Origin of the sequence: Xenorhabdus aichiensis (assembly GCF_028598775.1) — a bacterium.
GTDB lineage: Bacteria > Pseudomonadota > Gammaproteobacteria > Enterobacterales > Enterobacteriaceae > Xenorhabdus > Xenorhabdus bovienii.
In genome coordinates this window covers 1-18,242 of sequence record NZ_JAQRFO010000001.1, presented here as the reverse complement: position 1 = coordinate 18,242, position 18,242 = coordinate 1, and the positions used below count along the sequence as shown (strand labels likewise).

Here is an 18,242-nt window from a genome sequence, read left to right as displayed (position 1 = left end):
GGCAGCGCACTTAAGCCATTTTAATCATAATTATGCCAATCAATAGCAGCACAATACCACCCCAACCTTTGACATTCAGTCTTTGATTAAACATGATCCAACCTGCTGCAACCGTGGCAATAATCCCAAATGCGCCCCAAAGCGCGTAAGCGATGGAAAGTTCAATACCTTTTACTGCCTGAGCCAGCGCACTGAATGCCGCCAGAACAGCTACCAGCGATAAAACCCCGATCCAGAAGCGCTGAAAACCGTTGGACAGTTTCAGTAAAATATTTGCCACAATTTCCAGTAGAACCGCCAGAACGAGGAAAGCGGCATGCCACCATTCAAATGGTGTCAACATGTTATGCCTCCTTCATTAGATGATTCGAGGCTTTTTTTGTACCGGATTTAATCAGTGCAATTCCTGCTATCAACAGGGCCAATCCACCGATTTTCATGGGTGACAGTGATTCATTGAACCACAATACGCTAAAGGCTGTAATAAGCAGGATGCCAATCCCTTCCCATAGGGCATAAGCGACTCCCAGAGCGACCTTTTTCACGGCAATGGCCAGCAAAATATAAGAAGTTGTGATCATGGTATACATCACAATCATGCCGGTAAAATCACCTGAAACACTGGCTTGTTTCATGGACAGAGTACCAATCACTTCTGTCAAAATCGCCAGTGCAAGAAATATCCAATAAATCATTTTTTTCTCCTGAACATACCGTATTAGCATGCCAAGACATCAAACCATTAATACCAATAAAATTATTTAAAAACGTGATATCAGAATTAGCCTGACATTTTGGCGAAAAACTAGAATCGTCCGGTGAAAAACCGGTTAGCAGGAGAAGACCCTAAAGTGCACCGCACCAATAGTGTTCGCTAGATAAGATAGCGGAGAGAAAAAGAACATGTGTACTGCGTTGAATTTTGCTACTTTGTTGAATTGTGACGCTTTTGGCGCTATTCATGATGTTTTATTCTTTCATCACACGATGATCACTGTATGATATACTACGAATCTCCATATTAGTGGTGTTAATAGTGGGTATATTTCTAGCATAGCCTAAAATAGAAAGCAATGACTTGAGTTCCAATAGAGCGTTGAAATTTATAACAAGTCAGTCATTCAGCCGAATATCAAATCCGGCTGATTGTATAACACGATTAATTATTTTTTGTTATTAATTTTGTTGTTACTCAAATTCATTCCACGAGCACCCATCACGGGTAATCATCGCGATGGAAGCCACTGGCCCCCAAGTTCCTGCTTGATAAGGCTTCGGTGGTTCGTTATCTGCCTCCCAAGCGTCCATAATGGAATCAACCCATTTCCACGCTTCTTCCACTTCATCACGGCGGACAAACAACGCCTGAATACCGCGCATGGCTTCCAGCAGCAATCTCTCATAAGCATCTGCAAGATGTATCTGATTAAATGTTTGAGAAAAACTCAGGTCAAGTTTCGTGGTCTGCAAACGATGCTTGTGCTCCAGTCCTGGTGCTTTATTCAGGACTTCGATATCAATACCCTCATCAGGTTGCAAGCGGATCGTCAATTTGTTCTGCGGCAATTGCTGATAAGAATCGGCAAATAAATTTAATGAAGGCTCTTTAAAATAGACGACAACTTCAGAGCATTTAGCCGGTAAGCGCTTACCTGTTCTTAGATAGAAAGGAACGCCTGACCAGCGCCAATCATCAATATCAACGCGAATCGATACAAAGGTCTCAGTCTTGCTGACTTTATTCGCACCCTCTTCTTCCAGATAGCCCGGCACTTTCTTCCCATGCACGAAGCCTGCGGTATATTGCCCACGAACGGTTTTTTCCCGCACATTGGTCTGATCAATGCGGCGCAATGAACGCAGTATTTTAACTTTCTCGTCACGAATGCGGTCTGCGGTTAAATCAGACGGTGGAGACATGGCAATCATGGTCAGGATTTGCAGCAGGTGGTTCTGGATCATGTCGCGCATCTGGCCGGCCTGGTCAAAATACCCCCAGCGCCCTTCAATACCCACTTCTTCAGCAACCGTAATTTGCACATGATCAATCGTGCGATGATCCCAATTATTGGCAAACAGTGAATTGGCAAAACGCAGCGCCAATAAATTCAGTACGGTTTCTTTACCTAAATAATGGTCAATGCGGTAGATCTGGCTTTCATTGAAATATTTTGCCACTTCATCATTAATTGCTTTGGAAGAAGCGAGATCTGTCCCCAGTGGTTTTTCCATCACTACGCGATTAGGCTCTTTATTCAAACCCGCAGCCCCCAGCCCATGACACACGGAACCAAAGGTATTTGGCGGCATAGCGAAATAATGAATGGCTGGCAGGCTGTCCTGCTTGAGTATTTTCGCCAGTCGAGTGAAATGTTCCGTTTCATTGACATCTAAATTACAAAACTCCAGACGTGTACTCAGTTTTTTCCACAATTCTGGATCAAGTTTTTCAGACATAAACGTTGCCAACGCTTCCTCAACCACCTTCGTGTAGGCTTTTTTATCCCAGTCAGCGCGACCAACTCCGATAATTCGGGTGTCTGGATGGATATAACCCGCTTTTTCCAACTGGTAAAGGGAAGGCATTAATTTCCGGCGTGCTAAGTCTCCTTTCGCCCCAAAAATCACCAAATCACAAGCCTGAGCTACGGATGTCACCGCCATGTTGCATCTCCTCAATTACGGGATATTGTAATTTTTTTACAGAACTCGCGGGTAATGTACTCTTTTGATTATAAGCAGTAAACACTCATTTATTCATGTAGACTGCTAGAGTAAATCCTATCTTCCCCGTTTTCTGGGTACGATTTTCACGTTAAAACTGTATTGTGGTCGATATTTATACCGCGCTGTAACAATTTACTGAAAATTTCCAACGTTTAAGAAGTAATCTTACCAAGTTGAAAGTTAGACACCCGTCATATTTTCATGAAAAATATCAACTTATTCATTTTTTGCCACTGCCAGCCTTCAATAACAAGTAGTATATTTTCATGAAAGTTACATAGATTTCTCCTGTTAATGAAATCGTTAAAACCAAAGGTTGAACTGCGTCTTATGAATACACTGGAACGCCTCCAAAATAGCCTTGATATTTTGAGTAAGTCAGAAAAAAAGGTTGCGCAGGTCATCCTTGCTTCACCACATACTGCCATCCATTCAAGTATCGCCACCTTGGCTAAGCTGGCGAATGTCAGTGAACCTACAGTTAATCGTTTTTGTCGTCGCCTGAACACGAAAGGATTCCCGGATTTTAAGTTACATCTGGCACAGAGCCTGGCGAATGGTACGCCTTACGTAAATCGTAATGTGGAAGAAAGTGACAGCGTCACGTCTTATACCAGCAAAATTTTCGAATCGGTGATGGCTAATCTAGAAACGGTTAAAAGTAATCTAGATATTGCGGCCATTAACCGTGCGGTTGATCTGCTGACACAGGCCAGAAAAATCTCTTTTTTCGGATTAGGTGCATCAGCCGCAGTAGCTCATGATGCCATGAACAAATTTTTCCGCTTTAATATCCCTATCACCTATTTTGACGATATTGTCATGCAGCGAATGAGCTGCATTAACAGTGCCGAAGGGGATGTTGTAGTTCTAATTTCTCATACGGGTCGAACCAAAAATCTGGTAGAAATCGCCAGGTTAGCCCGTGAAAATGACGCAACTGTTATTGCCATCACCTCAACGGGTTCACCGCTGGCACACGAAGCGACCCTGCCCATTCTGCTGGATGTTCCCGAAGACACGGATATTTATATGCCAATGGTTTCCAGAATTGCTCAACTTACCATCATTGATGTACTGGCAACGGGTTTTACATTACGCCGAGGCTCAAAATTCAGGGATAACTTGAAGAGAGTCAAAGAAGCGTTACGCAATTCTCGGTTTGATAAGTATGAGTAAACCAGAAAAATAGACTGTGTTTTTGTTCACTATTTATCGGCTCTCTAGGCTGGTAGCATAATGGAAAGTCTCCCCCCGTCAGTATCATTCTTATTGCGGGGTTGATAATCAAGAATCTAAATGGTTATCTTACAGTAATCAAAACCCTATACTTCACAGGTCAACGGAGTAATACATGTCCAGACGGCTCAGAAGAACGAAAATCGTCACTACGCTAGGCCCTGCAACGGATCGTGACGACAATTTAGAGAAAGTCATCAATGCGGGAGCCAACGTTGTCCGCCTTAATTTCTCTCATGGCACTGCGGAAGATCATATTCAACGTGCTAATAAAGTGCGGGAAATCGCAGCCCGTTTGGGCTACCACGTGGCCATCCTCGGCGATCTCCAAGGGCCTAAAATACGCGTATCCACTTTTAAGGAAGGCAAAATATTCCTGAATATTGGAGATAAATTCTTACTGGATGCCAATCTTGGTAAGGGAGAGGGAGATAAAGAAAAAGTTGGTATCGACTATAAGGGATTACCGTCTGATGTTACGACCGGTGATATTCTGTTACTGGATGATGGACGCGTTCAATTGAGAGTCCTGGATGTTCAGGGCATGAAAGTTTTCACGGAAGTCACCGTAGGCGGTCCGCTTTCCAATAACAAAGGCATCAATAAACAAGGTGGCGGTTTGTCGGCTGAAGCGCTGACAGAAAAAGACAAACAAGACATTATTACAGCAGCAAAAATTGGTGTTGATTACCTTGCGGTTTCTTTCCCTCGCTCAGGTGAAGATCTGAATTATGCCCGCCGCCTTGCCCGTGATGCAGGTTGTGAAACCCAAATTGTCGCCAAAGTTGAACGCGCGGAAGCTGTCAGCAGCGACGATATTATTGATGAAATCATTCTGGCATCTGATGTCGTCATGGTCGCCCGTGGTGATTTGGGCGTTGAAATTGGTGATCCTGAGCTGGTTGGTGTCCAGAAAAAGCTAATTCGCCGCGCCCGTCAACTGAATCGTGTCGTAATTACCGCCACTCAAATGATGGAATCCATGATCACTAACCCTATGCCAACGCGGGCAGAAGTGATGGATGTTGCCAATGCGGTACTTGATGGCACTGATGCCGTTATGCTTTCAGCCGAAACCGCTGCGGGTCAATATCCTGCGGAAACTGTTGCAGCAATGGCGCAAGTTTGTCTGGGCGCAGAAAAGATGCCAAGCATTAATGTGTCCAAACATCGATTGGATATTACATTCGACAGCATTGAAGAGGCCATTTCAATGTCAACCATGTATGCTGCCAATCATCTGAAAGGTGTCAAGGCGATTATTGCCATGACGGAATCAGGTCGCACAGCACGCATGATGTCACGCATCAGTTCCGGTCTGCCTATATTCTCCATGTCACGCCATGAATCCACCCTGAACCGCACCGCCCTCTACCGTGGTGTTACGCCAGTTTATTGCAGCACTCACACTGATGGGATCTCCGCCGCAAACGAAGCCGTCAATCGCCTGCGCGATAAGGGTTATCTGACTTCTGGTGATGTGGTACTGGTTACTCAGGGCGATCAAATGGGAACGATTGGTAGTACCAATACCTGTCGAGTGCTTGAAGTAGAGTAATTGGCTATTAATGAATAATATCAGGGGCAGCATATGCTGCCCCTGATAGTAAGAAATCAGAGATCTTTCCTTTTATAAGGCTCTATATCCCCTGCTCTCCGTGTTTTAAGCAGTTTCAGTATCCACGTATACTGTTCAGGATTAGGACGTACCAATTCCTCCAGCTCCTGATTCATGCGACGGGCAATATAAGTGTCATCCTGCCCTTCAATATCATCCATCGGCGGGCGGATATAGATATCCAACTGATGAGTCTGGCAATTATAAACAGGAAATAACGGCACAACGGCTGCCCGACTGACTTTCATCAAGCGCCCAATCGCGGGTAGTGTCGCCTTGTAAGTAGCAAAAAAATCGACGAATTCACTGTGTTCTTCGCCATGATCCTGATCGGGCAGATAATAGCCTAAGTGCCCCTGACGGATCGACGCAATAAACGGTTTAATCCCCGCTTCACGGGAATGCAGGCGGCCACCAAAATGAGTACGAACTTTATTCCATAAATAATCAGCAACAGGATTGCTCTGATGATGAAACATGCCTGCCACTTTTTGGTCACGCGCAGCCAACAGCATAGCAGGAATATCAATAGCCCAACCATGGGGAACCAGTAAAATGACATTCTTACCTTGCGCTTTTAACGAGTGAAGTATTTCTTCACCGTGCCACCGGGTGCGCTGAAGCGTTGATTCAGCTCCCTTTAGACAAAGTTCTGCCAGCATGACAAAAGACTGAGGCGCGGTTGCAAACATTTTGTCAATCAACGCTTCACGTTGCTGTTCCTGTAGCTCAGGAAAGCAATAAACCAGGTTGATTTTCGCCCTGCGACGGGCACTTTTCGCTTTCTTACCCGCCCAAATACCCATCTTGGCTAACAGTGGATCACGCCATTTTACCGGAACATAAGCCAATCCCGCCAATACTCCCACACCAGTCCAAAGCCCCCAATAACGAGGATGCAAATAGGATAGATGAAACGTTGGGACATATCCCAGTTTACTATCTGTATCTTTCTCTTTATTCATGAGCTAACTCTGATGGTTCCAAAACAAGCTTTCAATACACAAGCTTCCAACAAAAAATAATATAAAAACGGATGATATCAATCATCCGCTTTTATGTCTGTTAATAATCGAGGGGTCGATGCATTCAATCCAGCAATAATTGAGGCTTGATATCCCTGACTTTAGCTATATATTCCGAACGCTCTTTACCGTTTAATCCGCCAGAGCGTGGCAATTTAGCAGTAAGTGGATTTACTGGCTGCTGGTTATTCCAGAATTCAAAGTGTAAATGTGGGCCAGTTGAGCGCCCTGTATTACCTGACAGAGCAATACGTTCACCACGCTTCACTTTCTGGCCCGGTTTCACCAGCAATTTTCTTAAGTGCATGTATCGAGTGGTATACTGGCGACCGTGCCGAATGGCAATGAAATTACCTGCGGCACCATCAAACTTGGAGACAATGACTTCCCCATCCCCTACAGCCAGAACAGGTGTCCCCACAGGCATGGCAAAATCCACACCTTTATGTGCAGTGATCCTCCCAGTAACAGGATTTAAACGGTGGGGATTAAAAGAAGAAGATAATCTGAATTGTTTCATAGTCGGAAAACGCAGGAAGCCACGTTCCAGACCAGACGCATTGCCATCGTAAAAGCGGCCGTCATCTGCGCGGAAAGCATAATAATCATTTCCGCCACTATGCAAACGAACACCCATTAACTGACTCTGTTCACTTTTTCCATCCAGCATTTCACGGGACATCAACACAGAAAAGCGATCGCCCTTACGCAATTTACGAAAATCTATCTGCCATTGCAGCGCTTTTGTGATATCTCTTGCTTCGCCACTGGTTAATCCAGCGGAAAGAGCACTACCAGAAAAACTGCCATCTATCTTGCCTTTGACAATCGTATTTTTCCACTCCCCTTTCTGAAATGCACTTGTTTCTTTAAAAACATCACCTTCACGGATATAAATACGGGTTTCACGTCGTGATATACCCCATGTTAACGTTTTTAAATTACCATTTTCATCGATTGTCCATGATAATGACTGCCCAATGTTTAAATCGCGCAACGACTTATACTGATTGGCCAATAAAGCCACATCAGATGAATCAATCCCAAACTGGGTCAAAATAGAACTTAAGGTATCCCCACCGGAGACAACATATTGGTGGGGAGCATTTACAGTTGTATCCGAACCACCCTCATCATCGCCAATTCCTTCATCAGGGAGTTGCTCATCGATATCGCCTATCGAATCGTCGGTCGCATCTGAGATATTATTTGGGGTGCTCAGAATAATACTGCCTGTTCTTTCTTCTTGTTCATGGTAAGCAACTGGCCGCCACACTGCGACAGCTAAGGTGACTAACGTCAGAGAACCAAGCATGAGCTTGTGTGGTCTCGGCAAGTTGTTGTATACCAAAACGATAGTTTTAACTATCTGCTGCACTAATAAAATTCCTTATTGTACTAATTCAGGCAGCTCGCGTATTGTTCAGACAACTGAGTTATAAATTTCATATAGCTGTCTTTATTTAATACTATGCCACTTCCCAATGGGTCTAGTGTTCCCGTACGTACATCAGTACCTTTTGCTACGGTATGAATAACGGCTGGCCTGAATTGAGGTTCAGCAAAAATACATGTGGCTTTCTGCTCAACTAATTGTGTTCGTATATAATGTAATTTCTGTGCGCCGGGCTGTATCTCAGGATTAACCGTGAACACACCTAACGGAGCCAACTTGTAATGTTTTTCAAAGTAACCGTAAGCGTCATGAAAAACGAAATATCCCTTCCCTTGCACAGGTTTTAGAATACTAGCAACATTTTTGTCAGTTTGTACAAGCTGTCCATTGAATTTACGTAGGTTTACTTCTAATTGCTGCTTTTGTTGCGGATACTGCTCGACAAGTTGAATATATATTGCCTGAGCCACCTGCTTCGCAATCTCCGGAGAAAGCCAGATATGCATATTATATTCACCGTGATGGTGATGTTCGTGATCAGCTTCATGTTTAGGCTGACTCGATTCTTCTAAATCATTTTCATCTTCACTATTTTTCAATAGCAATGGTTTAATGGTGGATAATTGAGCAAGCGCCAACTGTTTGTTCTGCGCAATTTTGGTTATCGGCTTCGCCAGAAATGTTTCCATATCCGGGCCGATCCAAATAACTAAATCGGCCTGATTAATCTTACGGATATCAGAAGGCCTTAACGCGTAATCATGTGGAGACGCACCATCAGGCAGCAGTACTTGAGTGTCTGTTACACCATCAGCAATAGCGGCAACAATAAAACCCAGCGGCCGGATAGATGTGACGACATCGGCCTGCGCCGAGTAATTTATCCCTGTCATTAGTGCAGTAGCCAACACTATTTGGCGAAAAAATTTATGCGCGTCTTTCTGTGGTTTGTGTAACATATTATGAATATTCCATGCATTGAATTTTAAAATGTTATATTATAACATCTCAATGATTCTGCAAGACTCTTTTAGCATATCCATTATGATCACCCTAAAAAATATTACAGTTGAATTTGGTAGCCGCAAGGTATTAAACAATATCACTTTCAGTCTTAAACAAGGCAAGATCCTAACGTTAATCGGCCCAAATGGTGCGGGTAAATCAACACTGGTTCGTGTTGTTCTGGGCTTAATTCAGCCAACTTCTGGAACTATCGAACACAGTCATCCACTGAAAATCGGTTACGTCCCACAGAAACTCAGCCTTGATCCTACCCTACCCTTAACTGTCAAACGTTTCATGATGCTAAGGCCAAATGTTAAATCAGCAGACATCATACCCGTATTAAAGCGTGTCAATGCTGAACATTTATTACAGCAACCCATGCAAAAACTGTCAGGAGGGGAAACCCAGCGGGTTTTACTCGCCAGAGCCTTGCTCAATCATCCTCAACTTCTGGTGCTTGATGAACCAACACAAGGTGTCGATGTGAACGGCCAACTGGCGCTTTACGATTTGATCAATCAAATCAGAACAGAACTTAATTGCGCCGTGCTTATGGTATCCCATGACTTGCACTTGGTGATGGCGAAAACAGATGAGGTTTTATGCCTTAACCAACACATTTGCTGTTCTGGTACACCTGAGGTGGTATCAATGCATCCAGAATTCATCGCAATGTTTGGCCATCATGGTGCAGAACAGCTGGCAGTCTACCGCCATCACCACAACCATCAACATGATCTGAGAGGAAAAATTATTTTGAAAAACGGTGGGGAGCCACGTCGATGATTGAGTTATTACTCCCAGGCTGGCTGGCTGGCATTTTATTGGCCATCGCCGCAGGGCCGCTCGGCTCTTTTGTTGTTTGGCGGAGAATGTCTTATTTTGGTGACACTTTGGCACACGCTTCATTGCTCGGCGTGGCATTCGGTTTTTTATTAGACGTTAATCCGTTTTATGCCGTCATTGCTGTTACGTTGATATTAGCAATGATTTTAGTCTGGCTGGAAAAACGCCCACAATTAGCGGTCGATACTCTGCTGGGCATTATGGCGCACAGTGCGCTATCTCTAGGCTTGGTAGTCGTCAGCTTTATGACCAATATCCGAGTCGATATGATGGCGTATTTATTTGGTGATCTGCTGTCTGTCACTTATGAAGATCTCTGGTTGATTGCAGCAGGTGTTACTATTGTTGCTGGTTTACTGACATGGCAATGGCGTGCGTTGCTGTCGATGACGGTCAGTCAGGATTTAGCATTTGTTGATGGCATCAAAATCCAGCGCTTACGTGTGCTTTTAATGCTGGTTACAGCTTTGACCATTGGATTGGCGATGAAATTTGTCGGGGCATTGATCATCACTTCGCTATTAATTATCCCGGCTGCCACTGCCCGTCGATTCTCCCGTACGCCAGAGCACATGGCAGTTTTTGCTATTGCTGTTGGTATGCTTGCTGTCACGGGAGGATTAACTTTATCGGCATTTTATAATACCCCCGCCGGACCTTCTGTTGTGCTCTGCTCGGCAGCATTGTTTGCATTAAGTTTAACGTGTAAGGCGAAAAACTGATAATTCAGATTGGCAATATAAAAATTGAAAATATGATAATGGTTTTTTATACCATATAAATACAAAGGGTTATAATCTCAATGATTGTAGCCCTTTTTAATTGAGCAATATCTAATAATTTAAATTGGTTTGACTTATCCGTTAAAAATAATTAACTGCGACCTTAATAATTCGTTTAAAAATTATTTTCATTGGTTCATAATTGACAAAAACGCCATCGATATTAGCATTAATCCATTCTGTAACGTCTATATCTTGCCAATCCAATTCATAACCTGCCGATAACGCTAAATGTTCGAAGAACAATCGCTGAACTCTGCCATTTCCTTCACGAAAGGGGTGAATCATATTAAATTCACAGTAATATTCTGCCAGTTTTTTACAAAATTCTTCCTTTTCTAAGCCAATTAGCCATTGTTCGTTTTCCAGTTGAGAAAATAATTTTTCAGCTTCTGGTTCTATTCGATTAACATTACAAAACCTTGTGTTATTTTTGGATATATCAACGGTTCTTATTTCTCCTGCCCAGTTGAAAATTTCAGAAAATATTTCTTTATGTAATAGCTTAAAGTAATAAATATTATAAGGAGGAGGAGAATAAGAGACTCTAAGAATTGTTATACTTGTAATGTCTCTCTCTGCTTTTTCGAATCCGTATATGTCATTAATATTTAATTTATTTTTTAATACAGATGAATTATCATAACAGTACTGATCATAAGAGACATCGTATTTATCCATTGCAATACCGTTTATACTTGGCGATTACATCATTTAGATTCATACTCCCAGCAGGGCCTTCAATCATTATCCCTTCCAGCCTCGAACTACTTTGAAAATTTCTAAATTTCGTTTCTTCAAATTTTTTATATGGATCAAAACAAGACCAAGAAAAAACTTTTAGCAAATTATCTATCTTGGTTGCAAGTTGTTGTTTACTTTTAGCTTGTATACAAATTCCCAAAGTGTGACTCAATTGACTCTTTGCGGCTATAAAGCTACTTTCATTGATAATTTTTCTTATTATTTCACTTTCAGTGGTAACCGCTTCCCTTAATAAAAGCATTTTTTCAAAAAGGTCATTCCAATTTTTCACTCCTAAGCTAAAACCAATATATTGTTCAATACGGTTTTTAAGCTCAACATAAGCGCCGTAAGATTTTAGCGTTTCAATATTTTCAGCTTTCAAAGCTTGGTTTAAAGTGAAATCAATTTGCTGAACCATACATAAGTCTCATCACGTTCACAATATTGTACATTATAACACCACCACCTTTGCAAGTCACAAGGTATATCCAGCTCTTGGCAACCAACCCGAGCTGGTATTGAAATATTTCTACTCCACTTCTTTACTCAGTCCAAAATGCCGATAAGCATGATTGGTAGCAATTCTTCCTCGAGGAGTCCGCTGGATAAAACCTTGCTGGATCAGAAATGGTTCCAGAACATCTTCAATGGTTTCCCGCTCTTCACCAATCGCGGCTGCCAAGTTATCCACCCCGACAGGGCCACCCATGAATTTATCAATAATCGCAATTAATAGCTTACGATCAAGATAATCAAAACCTGCCGAGTCAACATTCAGCATATCGAGAGCTTGGACTGCAATGTCGCCATTAATAGAACCATCCCCTTTTACCTGAGAGAAATCTCGCACACGACGCAGCAGACGATTGGTAATACGAGGTGTACCACGGGAACGCATGGCAATTTGCCTTGCTCCCTCTTCTGAAATGCCCAACCCCATATAGCGGGCACTACGGGAAACTATGCTCTGTAAATCATCTACGTTATAAAATTCAAGGCGCTGTACGATGCCAAATCGGTCGCGTAATGGGGAGGTTAAAGACCCCGCGCGAGTCGTTGCACCAACTAACGTAAATGGAGGCAGATCAATTTTTATTGAACGAGCGGCTGGACCTTCACCAATCATGAGATCCAGTTGATAATCTTCCATCGCAGGATAAAGGATCTCTTCCACAACCGGAGACAAGCGATGGATTTCATCAATGAACAGAACATCATGGGGTTCAAGATTGGTTAGCATGGCGGCAAGATCACCGGCCTTTTCCAGAACAGGCCCTGATGTTGTGCGGAGATTGACGCCCATTTCATTCGCTACGATATTAGCCAGCGTGGTCTTACCCAATCCTGGAGGGCCAAAAATCAGTAGATGATCCAGTGCATCACCACGTTGCCGCGCAGCCTGAATAAAAATTTCCATCTGTTCACAAACGTGAGGTTGCCCAACATATTCAGACAGTAATTTTGGCCTGATAGCGCGATCAATGACTTCATCATCTTGCAGAACTTCTGCTGAAACCAGACGGTCAGCTTCAATCATTACTTAACTCCTGTGACTACAGAGCCGCGCGCAGCGCTTCTCGAATAAGCGTTTCGCAATCTGCGCCCGGTTTAGCCACCTTACTTACCATTCGGCTGGCTTCTTGCAGCTTATATCCCAGTGAAACCAATGCGGAAGCGGCTTCTGCTTCAATATCTGCATTAGAGTTGGCTTGTTTAACCACTGCAGGCAAATTAATATCGCTGCTTTGATTAAACAGCTCACCGTTAAGACCTTTAAAGCGATCTTTCATTTCCACAACCAGCCTTTCGGCCGTCTTTTTGCCGACCCCCGGCAACTTAATCAATGAGGTAATGGCTTCCTGTTCAATAGCAGTCACAAATTGCTGAGCAGACATCCCTGACAGGATCGCCAGTGCCAGCTTCGGCCCTACACCATTAACTTTGATCAGTTCACGAAAAAGTGCGCGCTCTTGCTTATCATTAAAACCGTATAATAACTGAGCATCTTCACGCACAATAAATTGAGTGAATAAAATAGCCTCTTGGCCGATTTCAGGCAGTTCATAAAAACAGGTCATTGGCATATGAACTTCATAACCGACACCATTGGTTTCTAATAAAACTAATGGTGGCTGCTTTTCCAACACGGTTCCTCTCAAACGCCCTATCACTGTTTACCCCCTGAAAATAAAAATAAATCATTCCGCTGCAGCTTATAGCATAAAAAAAGCTGGACGTATATCCAGCATAGTTTATTTCAAACGCCCTCGCGTTAAATTTAACCGCACATCACCCACACGCAATAAGTTTTGGTTCAAATGGCAATGAGTAATCGCAATAGCCAGAGCATCTGCGGCATCAGCCTGCGGGTTAGCAGACAATTTAAGCATAGAGCGAACCATATGCTGAACCTGACTTTTTTCTGCCGCCCCAGTACCAACAACGGTCTGTTTGACTTGACGGGCTGCGTATTCAAATACAGGAATGGATTCATTGACCGCAGCCACAATCGCTACGCCACGAGCTTGCCCCAGTTTCAAGGCTGAATCCGCATTTTTCGCCATGAAAATCTGTTCTATCGCAAAAACATCAGGTCGGAATTGGGTAATGATTTCGGTAACACCTGCATAAATCCTCTGCAAACGATTGGGTAAATCATCTACTTTTGTTCGAATACAACCGCTACCAATATAGATAAGTTGCCGTCCCTGCTGGCGAATCACGCCATACCCCGTGACTCTAGAGCCGGGGTCAATACCAAGAATAATCGCCATATCGATTTATTCCACCTGTGATATGGGATAAAAACGTTAGAGAAAGTGCCCTGAGATAAGGAACACTTTCTCTACGCTGTGAACCCTAATGGTAATTACAGCTGCGCTGCAATTTCATCAGAGATTTCACCATTGTGGTAAACCTCTTGAACGTCGTCAGAATCTTCGAGCATATCAATCAGACGAAGTAATTTAGGTGCTGTTTCTGCATCCAGTTCCGCTTTGGTGGATGGGATCATGGAAACTTCCGCAGATTCTGCCTTGAAACCCACTGCATCCAGTGCATCTTTAACATCGCCAAAAGATTCTGGTGTGGTATAAACGTCAATTGCACCATCATCATAGGTTTCGACATCATCTGCACCCGCTTCCAAAGCCGCTTCCATCACCGCATCTTCATCCAGACCCGGTGCATAGGAAATTACACCTTTCTTGGTAAACAGGTAAGAAACAGAGCCGTCTGTACCCAAGTTACCACCAGTTTTGGTGAAAGCATGACGTACATCAGAAACGGTACGGTTGCGGTTATCGCTCAAACATTCAACCATAACTGCTGTGCCACCCGGACCGTAACCTTCATAAATGATGGTTTCCATGTTATCCGCGTCATCATTGCCAACACCACGGGCAATGGCACGATTCAGCGTATCACGAGTCATGTTGTTGGACAGCGCTTTATCGACGGCTGCACGCAGACGTGGGTTAGAAGCCGGATCGCCTCCGCCAAGACGTGCAGCTGTTACTAATTCACGGATAATTTTAGTAAAAATCTTACCGCGTTTTGAATCCTGCGCGGCTTTGCGGTGTTTCGTATTGGCCCATTTACTATGACCTGCCATGAAAATATCTCCGATAAAACGTCTAGTAGACTAAATAACAAACTCTTCAATTGCCTGCCGATTACTCCATGACTTCGTTAATCTGGCAGCCTCTTCGACCGCCAGCCATTGATAAGCCAGATGTTCTGTCAGCAGAATCTCACGCTCCTCAGGTAACGCCAGCAAAAACCAATGTTCTTTATTGCGCGTTACACCCGGAGCATATCGATAACGTAAATGTGAAAAAATCTCATAATAAAGGCAACGTTGACAATCTGTCAGTTCAAAACCCGCATTAACAATATCAATGCCAATTTCTTCCTGTACTTCACGTAACGCAGCCTCCCACGGTTTTTCGCTCCCTTCAAGGCTACCGGTTACGGATTGCCAGAATTCAGGATCGTCCCGCCGCTGTAACATCAGCACCCTTTTGCTGGTAGCCGCATAAATCACAACCAGTACAGACTCAGGGCGCTTGTAATCCATTATTCGCTCTTTTTTTTAACGACTGAGATTGCCAGTTCTTCCAATGATGCAGGATTCGCGTAACTGGGTGCTTCAGTCATCAAACAGGCTGCCGCCGTTGTTTTCGGGAATGCAATCACATCGCGGATATTATCGGTATCCGTCAGCAACATGACGAGGCGATCCAAGCCGAAAGCCAGACCCGCATGAGGAGGGGTTCCGTATTTCAGGGCATTCAACAGGAAACCAAATTTTTCCCGCTGTTCTTCCTCATTGATGCCCAGAATGCGGAATACCACCTGCTGCATCTCATTACGATGAATACGAACAGAACCGCCCCCCACTTCGTAGCCATTGATAACCATATCATAAGCATTCGCAATGGCAGATTCTGGATCATGTTCCAATTCTGTCGCCGACATATCACATGGAGAAGTAAATGGGTGGTGCATTGCATGCAGGCCACCTTCGCCATTGTCTTCAAACATTGGAAAGTCAATCACCCAAAGCGGTTTCCAGCTCGCCAGATCAGTGATGTTCAGATCACGTCCCAGTTTCAGGCGCAGCGCTCCCATTGCATCAGTAACAACATTTTTCTTGTCAGCACCGAAGAACAGGATATCGCCATCCTGTGCATTGGTACGGGACAACAAACCTTCCACCACGTCTGCTGACAGGAATTTAGCAACCGGGCTTTGCACCCCTTCCAGACCTGCGGCACGATTGTTAACTTTCATCCATGCCAGTCCTTTCGCGCCATAAATACCGACGAATTTTCCATATTCATCAATTTGCTTACGGCTCAGTTCAGCACCGCCCGGTACACAAATGGTGGCTACACGGCCTTTTGGATCGTTGGCAGGTTCAGCAAAAACAGCAAATTCCACTTTTTTTACTAAATCAGCAACATCCACCAGTTCCAGTGGGTTACGCAGATCTGGCTTATCTGAACCAAAGCGGCGCATCGCTTCTGCAAATGTCATGATGGGGAAGTTACCCAAATCGACACCTCGTGCGTCAAGCCACAATTCACGGATCATTTTTTCCATGATTTCGCGAACTTGTTCAGCGGTCATAAATGAGGTTTCAACATCGATTTGCGTGAATTCTGGCTGGCGATCTGCCCGCAGGTCTTCATCACGGAAACATTTCACAATTTGATAATAACGGTCAAAACCGGACATCATCAGCAATTGTTTGAAAAGTTGTGGTGATTGAGGCAATGCATAAAACTTGCCTTTATGGACACGGCTTGGCACCAGGTAGTCACGCGCACCTTCTGGCGTGGCCTTGGTCAACATCGGGGTTTCCACATCAAGGAAGCCAGCATTATCCATAAAACGACGAACAAAACTGGTGACTTTTGCGCGGGTCTTCAAGCGCAGTGACATCTCTGGGCGACGCAAATCAAGATAGCGGTATTTCAAGCGTTGTTCTTCACTGTTGTTCTGATTGCTATCCAGTGGCAATGGCTCTGAACGATTGAAAATCATCAGGCTATCTGCGAAAACTTCAACTTCTCCAGTGGCCATTTCTTTATTGATCTGGCTGTCAGGACGGGCGCGCACTATCCCCGTAATTTGAATACAAAACTCATTACGCAGTTCAGAAGCCTGAGCAAATGCTTCTTTTTGGTCTGGGTCAAAAAATACCTGAACGATACCTTCGCGATCACGCATATCAATAAAGATCAGGCCGCCCAAATCACGACGACGGTTTACCCAACCACAAAGAGTGACTTTTTGGCCTTCATGGGCCAGGCTCAACTGCCCACAATAATTAGTACGCATACAATATCCTTTTACTCAGCTCGTTATGCATTCTGCTGCGGAAATTTTGGCATTGTTCTTTTTAGGAAGATTATTATATTTAATTTAATTCAATTAAAACATGTAATTAAATAAAATATACAACTTGATAAAATAACAAATGTACACCAGTATGTACAAACAAAAAAACATACTTACTATAGCATATAGCAATGGATTTTACGCACGTTTGATAGGGAAAGTTTAGGGTTATAGAGTGAGGATGAGAGCGAACTACTATCACTATAGAACAGAAATCTGCCCTTTGACATATGAGGTACCTGCACAAACAAAAGGTATGGTGGAAATCACCATACCCAAGGTGGGATAGCCCATCTTGAGATGATCTGGTTTTTTCTTCATTATAAAAATCAGTCAGTTAAATCACTGCGAACGTAATACGTATTCAGTCATTAATATATATGCCTGTACTGGACGGCTTAAACTCAAGCTCCCCTACTGTGGTGATTTCCACCCTAGTTGCTTAACTCATTGATTTGTCCGAGGCCGTCACTTTGACCACCTGAGACATCTCTTCCGTAAATTCGTCTTTATTCCAACTGTTGGGGAAATCCCAATGGTTACTTTATGTGCTGGACAAACGCAATAAATTCATTGTGTTTCAACGTATTACTTGTGCGCAAGGGGCTGAACAAGCAGACGCCAAATCTGGCGTCTGATTAAATATCAATGAGTTATCGTCAAAATGGGCATTCCCACTTAAATGGGCTTTCAAATCCCAATTGGCGCGATCAGCCAAAAATTTGTCCGATTAGAACTGAGCCAAACTGAGGACCTCGACTACAGGTTGGTACGTTAAATATACAGAGCTGTTTTTAACCTACCCTCTTAAAGATGGTAGCCTCTCAAATTGGAGGCTCCTTAAACTAAAGGAATCCCTACAGTTAGTTTTTACTGCCTCCGTTTCAAACGGAAGGATGCCGGCACCATGCAGAGGTTAAAGACGGGAAATCCCGCTTTTAGCTAAC

General features: G+C 43.6%; 18 protein-coding genes. 4 read left to right on the top strand and 14 right to left on the bottom strand.

The window, feature by feature from the left end; genetic code table 11:
• Window positions 1–10 precede the first annotated feature (10 nt).
• The 3 genes from mdtI to zwf form a co-directional block, all read right to left on the bottom strand.
• Entirely contained in the window at window positions 11–343 is a 333-nt protein-coding gene (mdtI, locus tag PSI22_RS00090) for a multidrug/spermidine efflux SMR transporter subunit MdtI (RefSeq protein ID WP_038196888.1), read from the bottom strand.
• A 1-nt stretch (window position 344) separates the two neighbouring features.
• Complete coding sequence (gene mdtJ, locus PSI22_RS00085; RefSeq protein WP_273577745.1) at window positions 345–695, bottom strand: multidrug/spermidine efflux SMR transporter subunit MdtJ; 351 nt, start codon at window positions 693–695, stop codon at window positions 345–347.
• A gap of 493 nt (window positions 696–1,188) precedes the next feature.
• Entirely contained in the window at window positions 1,189–2,664 is a 1,476-nt protein-coding gene (gene zwf / locus PSI22_RS00080) for a glucose-6-phosphate dehydrogenase (protein ID WP_273577744.1), read from the bottom strand.
• A gap of 393 nt (window positions 2,665–3,057) precedes the next feature.
• Here zwf and PSI22_RS00075 point away from each other — a divergent pair, with 393 nt between their 5' ends.
• Window positions 3,058–3,906, top strand: coding sequence for a MurR/RpiR family transcriptional regulator (locus tag PSI22_RS00075; protein ID WP_503016464.1), 849 nt, complete (start codon window positions 3,058–3,060; stop codon window positions 3,904–3,906).
• 175 nt (window positions 3,907–4,081) lie between these two features.
• Window positions 4,082–5,524 (top strand): pyruvate kinase, encoded by a 1,443-nt coding sequence (gene pyk, locus PSI22_RS00070; RefSeq protein ID WP_273577742.1) that lies wholly within the window; start codon window positions 4,082–4,084, stop codon window positions 5,522–5,524.
• A 56-nt stretch (window positions 5,525–5,580) separates the two neighbouring features.
• Here pyk and lpxM read toward each other — a convergent pair whose 3' ends face one another.
• From lpxM to znuA, 3 genes are all read right to left on the bottom strand, one after another.
• Window positions 5,581–6,549 carry a lauroyl-Kdo(2)-lipid IV(A) myristoyltransferase gene (gene lpxM, locus PSI22_RS00065; protein WP_273577741.1) on the bottom strand — a complete coding sequence of 323 codons (969 nt, stop codon included), beginning with the start codon at window positions 6,547–6,549 and terminating at the stop codon, window positions 5,581–5,583.
• A 124-nt stretch (window positions 6,550–6,673) separates the two neighbouring features.
• Window positions 6,674–7,987 carry a murein DD-endopeptidase MepM gene (gene mepM / locus PSI22_RS00060; RefSeq protein WP_273577740.1) on the bottom strand — a complete coding sequence of 438 codons (1,314 nt, stop codon included), beginning with the start codon at window positions 7,985–7,987 and terminating at the stop codon, window positions 6,674–6,676.
• A gap of 20 nt (window positions 7,988–8,007) precedes the next feature.
• The gene (znuA, locus tag PSI22_RS00055; RefSeq protein WP_273577739.1) at window positions 8,008–8,964 is read right to left on the bottom strand and encodes a zinc ABC transporter substrate-binding protein ZnuA; all 957 of its coding nucleotides are present in this window, start codon (window positions 8,962–8,964) and stop codon (window positions 8,008–8,010) included.
• Window positions 8,965–9,049: 85 nt separating this feature from the next.
• Here znuA and znuC point away from each other — a divergent pair, with 85 nt between their 5' ends.
• Window positions 9,050–9,799 (top strand): zinc ABC transporter ATP-binding protein ZnuC, encoded by a 750-nt coding sequence (gene znuC, locus PSI22_RS00050; protein WP_370688953.1) that lies wholly within the window; start codon window positions 9,050–9,052, stop codon window positions 9,797–9,799.
• Complete coding sequence (gene znuB, locus PSI22_RS00045) at window positions 9,796–10,581, top strand: zinc ABC transporter permease subunit ZnuB (RefSeq protein ID WP_273577738.1); 786 nt, start codon at window positions 9,796–9,798, stop codon at window positions 10,579–10,581. Before znuC ends, znuB begins: the two co-directional genes overlap by 4 nt.
• A gap of 141 nt (window positions 10,582–10,722) precedes the next feature.
• Here znuB and PSI22_RS00040 read toward each other — a convergent pair whose 3' ends face one another.
• The 8 genes from PSI22_RS00040 to aspS form a co-directional block, all read right to left on the bottom strand.
• The gene (locus PSI22_RS00040; protein ID WP_273577737.1) at window positions 10,723–11,322 is read right to left on the bottom strand and encodes a putative adenosine monophosphate-protein transferase Fic; all 600 of its coding nucleotides are present in this window, start codon (window positions 11,320–11,322) and stop codon (window positions 10,723–10,725) included.
• On the bottom strand, window positions 11,315–11,806 hold the full coding sequence (locus PSI22_RS00035) for a YhfG family protein (protein ID WP_273577736.1): 492 nt from the start codon (window positions 11,804–11,806) through the stop codon (window positions 11,315–11,317). Before PSI22_RS00035 ends, PSI22_RS00040 begins: the two co-directional genes overlap by 8 nt.
• A 111-nt stretch (window positions 11,807–11,917) precedes the next feature.
• Entirely contained in the window at window positions 11,918–12,925 is a 1,008-nt protein-coding gene (gene ruvB, locus PSI22_RS00030) for a Holliday junction branch migration DNA helicase RuvB (RefSeq protein WP_273577735.1), read from the bottom strand.
• A gap of 16 nt (window positions 12,926–12,941) precedes the next feature.
• The gene (gene ruvA / locus PSI22_RS00025) at window positions 12,942–13,559 is read right to left on the bottom strand and encodes a Holliday junction branch migration protein RuvA (RefSeq protein WP_273577734.1); all 618 of its coding nucleotides are present in this window, start codon (window positions 13,557–13,559) and stop codon (window positions 12,942–12,944) included.
• 81 nt (window positions 13,560–13,640) lie between these two features.
• On the bottom strand, window positions 13,641–14,162 hold the full coding sequence (gene ruvC, locus PSI22_RS00020) for a crossover junction endodeoxyribonuclease RuvC (protein WP_038183506.1): 522 nt from the start codon (window positions 14,160–14,162) through the stop codon (window positions 13,641–13,643).
• A gap of 95 nt (window positions 14,163–14,257) precedes the next feature.
• Window positions 14,258–15,001: a YebC/PmpR family DNA-binding transcriptional regulator gene (locus PSI22_RS00015; protein ID WP_273577733.1), complete on the bottom strand. Its 744-nt coding sequence runs from the start codon at window positions 14,999–15,001 to the stop codon at window positions 14,258–14,260.
• A 30-nt stretch (window positions 15,002–15,031) separates the two neighbouring features.
• Window positions 15,032–15,466 carry a dihydroneopterin triphosphate diphosphatase gene (nudB, locus tag PSI22_RS00010; protein ID WP_273577732.1) on the bottom strand — a complete coding sequence of 145 codons (435 nt, stop codon included), beginning with the start codon at window positions 15,464–15,466 and terminating at the stop codon, window positions 15,032–15,034.
• Window positions 15,466–17,235: an aspartate--tRNA ligase gene (gene aspS, locus PSI22_RS00005; protein WP_273577731.1), complete on the bottom strand. Its 1,770-nt coding sequence runs from the start codon at window positions 17,233–17,235 to the stop codon at window positions 15,466–15,468. The genes nudB and aspS overlap by 1 nt, the downstream gene beginning before the upstream one ends.
• Window positions 17,236–18,242: the final 1,007 nt, after the last annotated feature.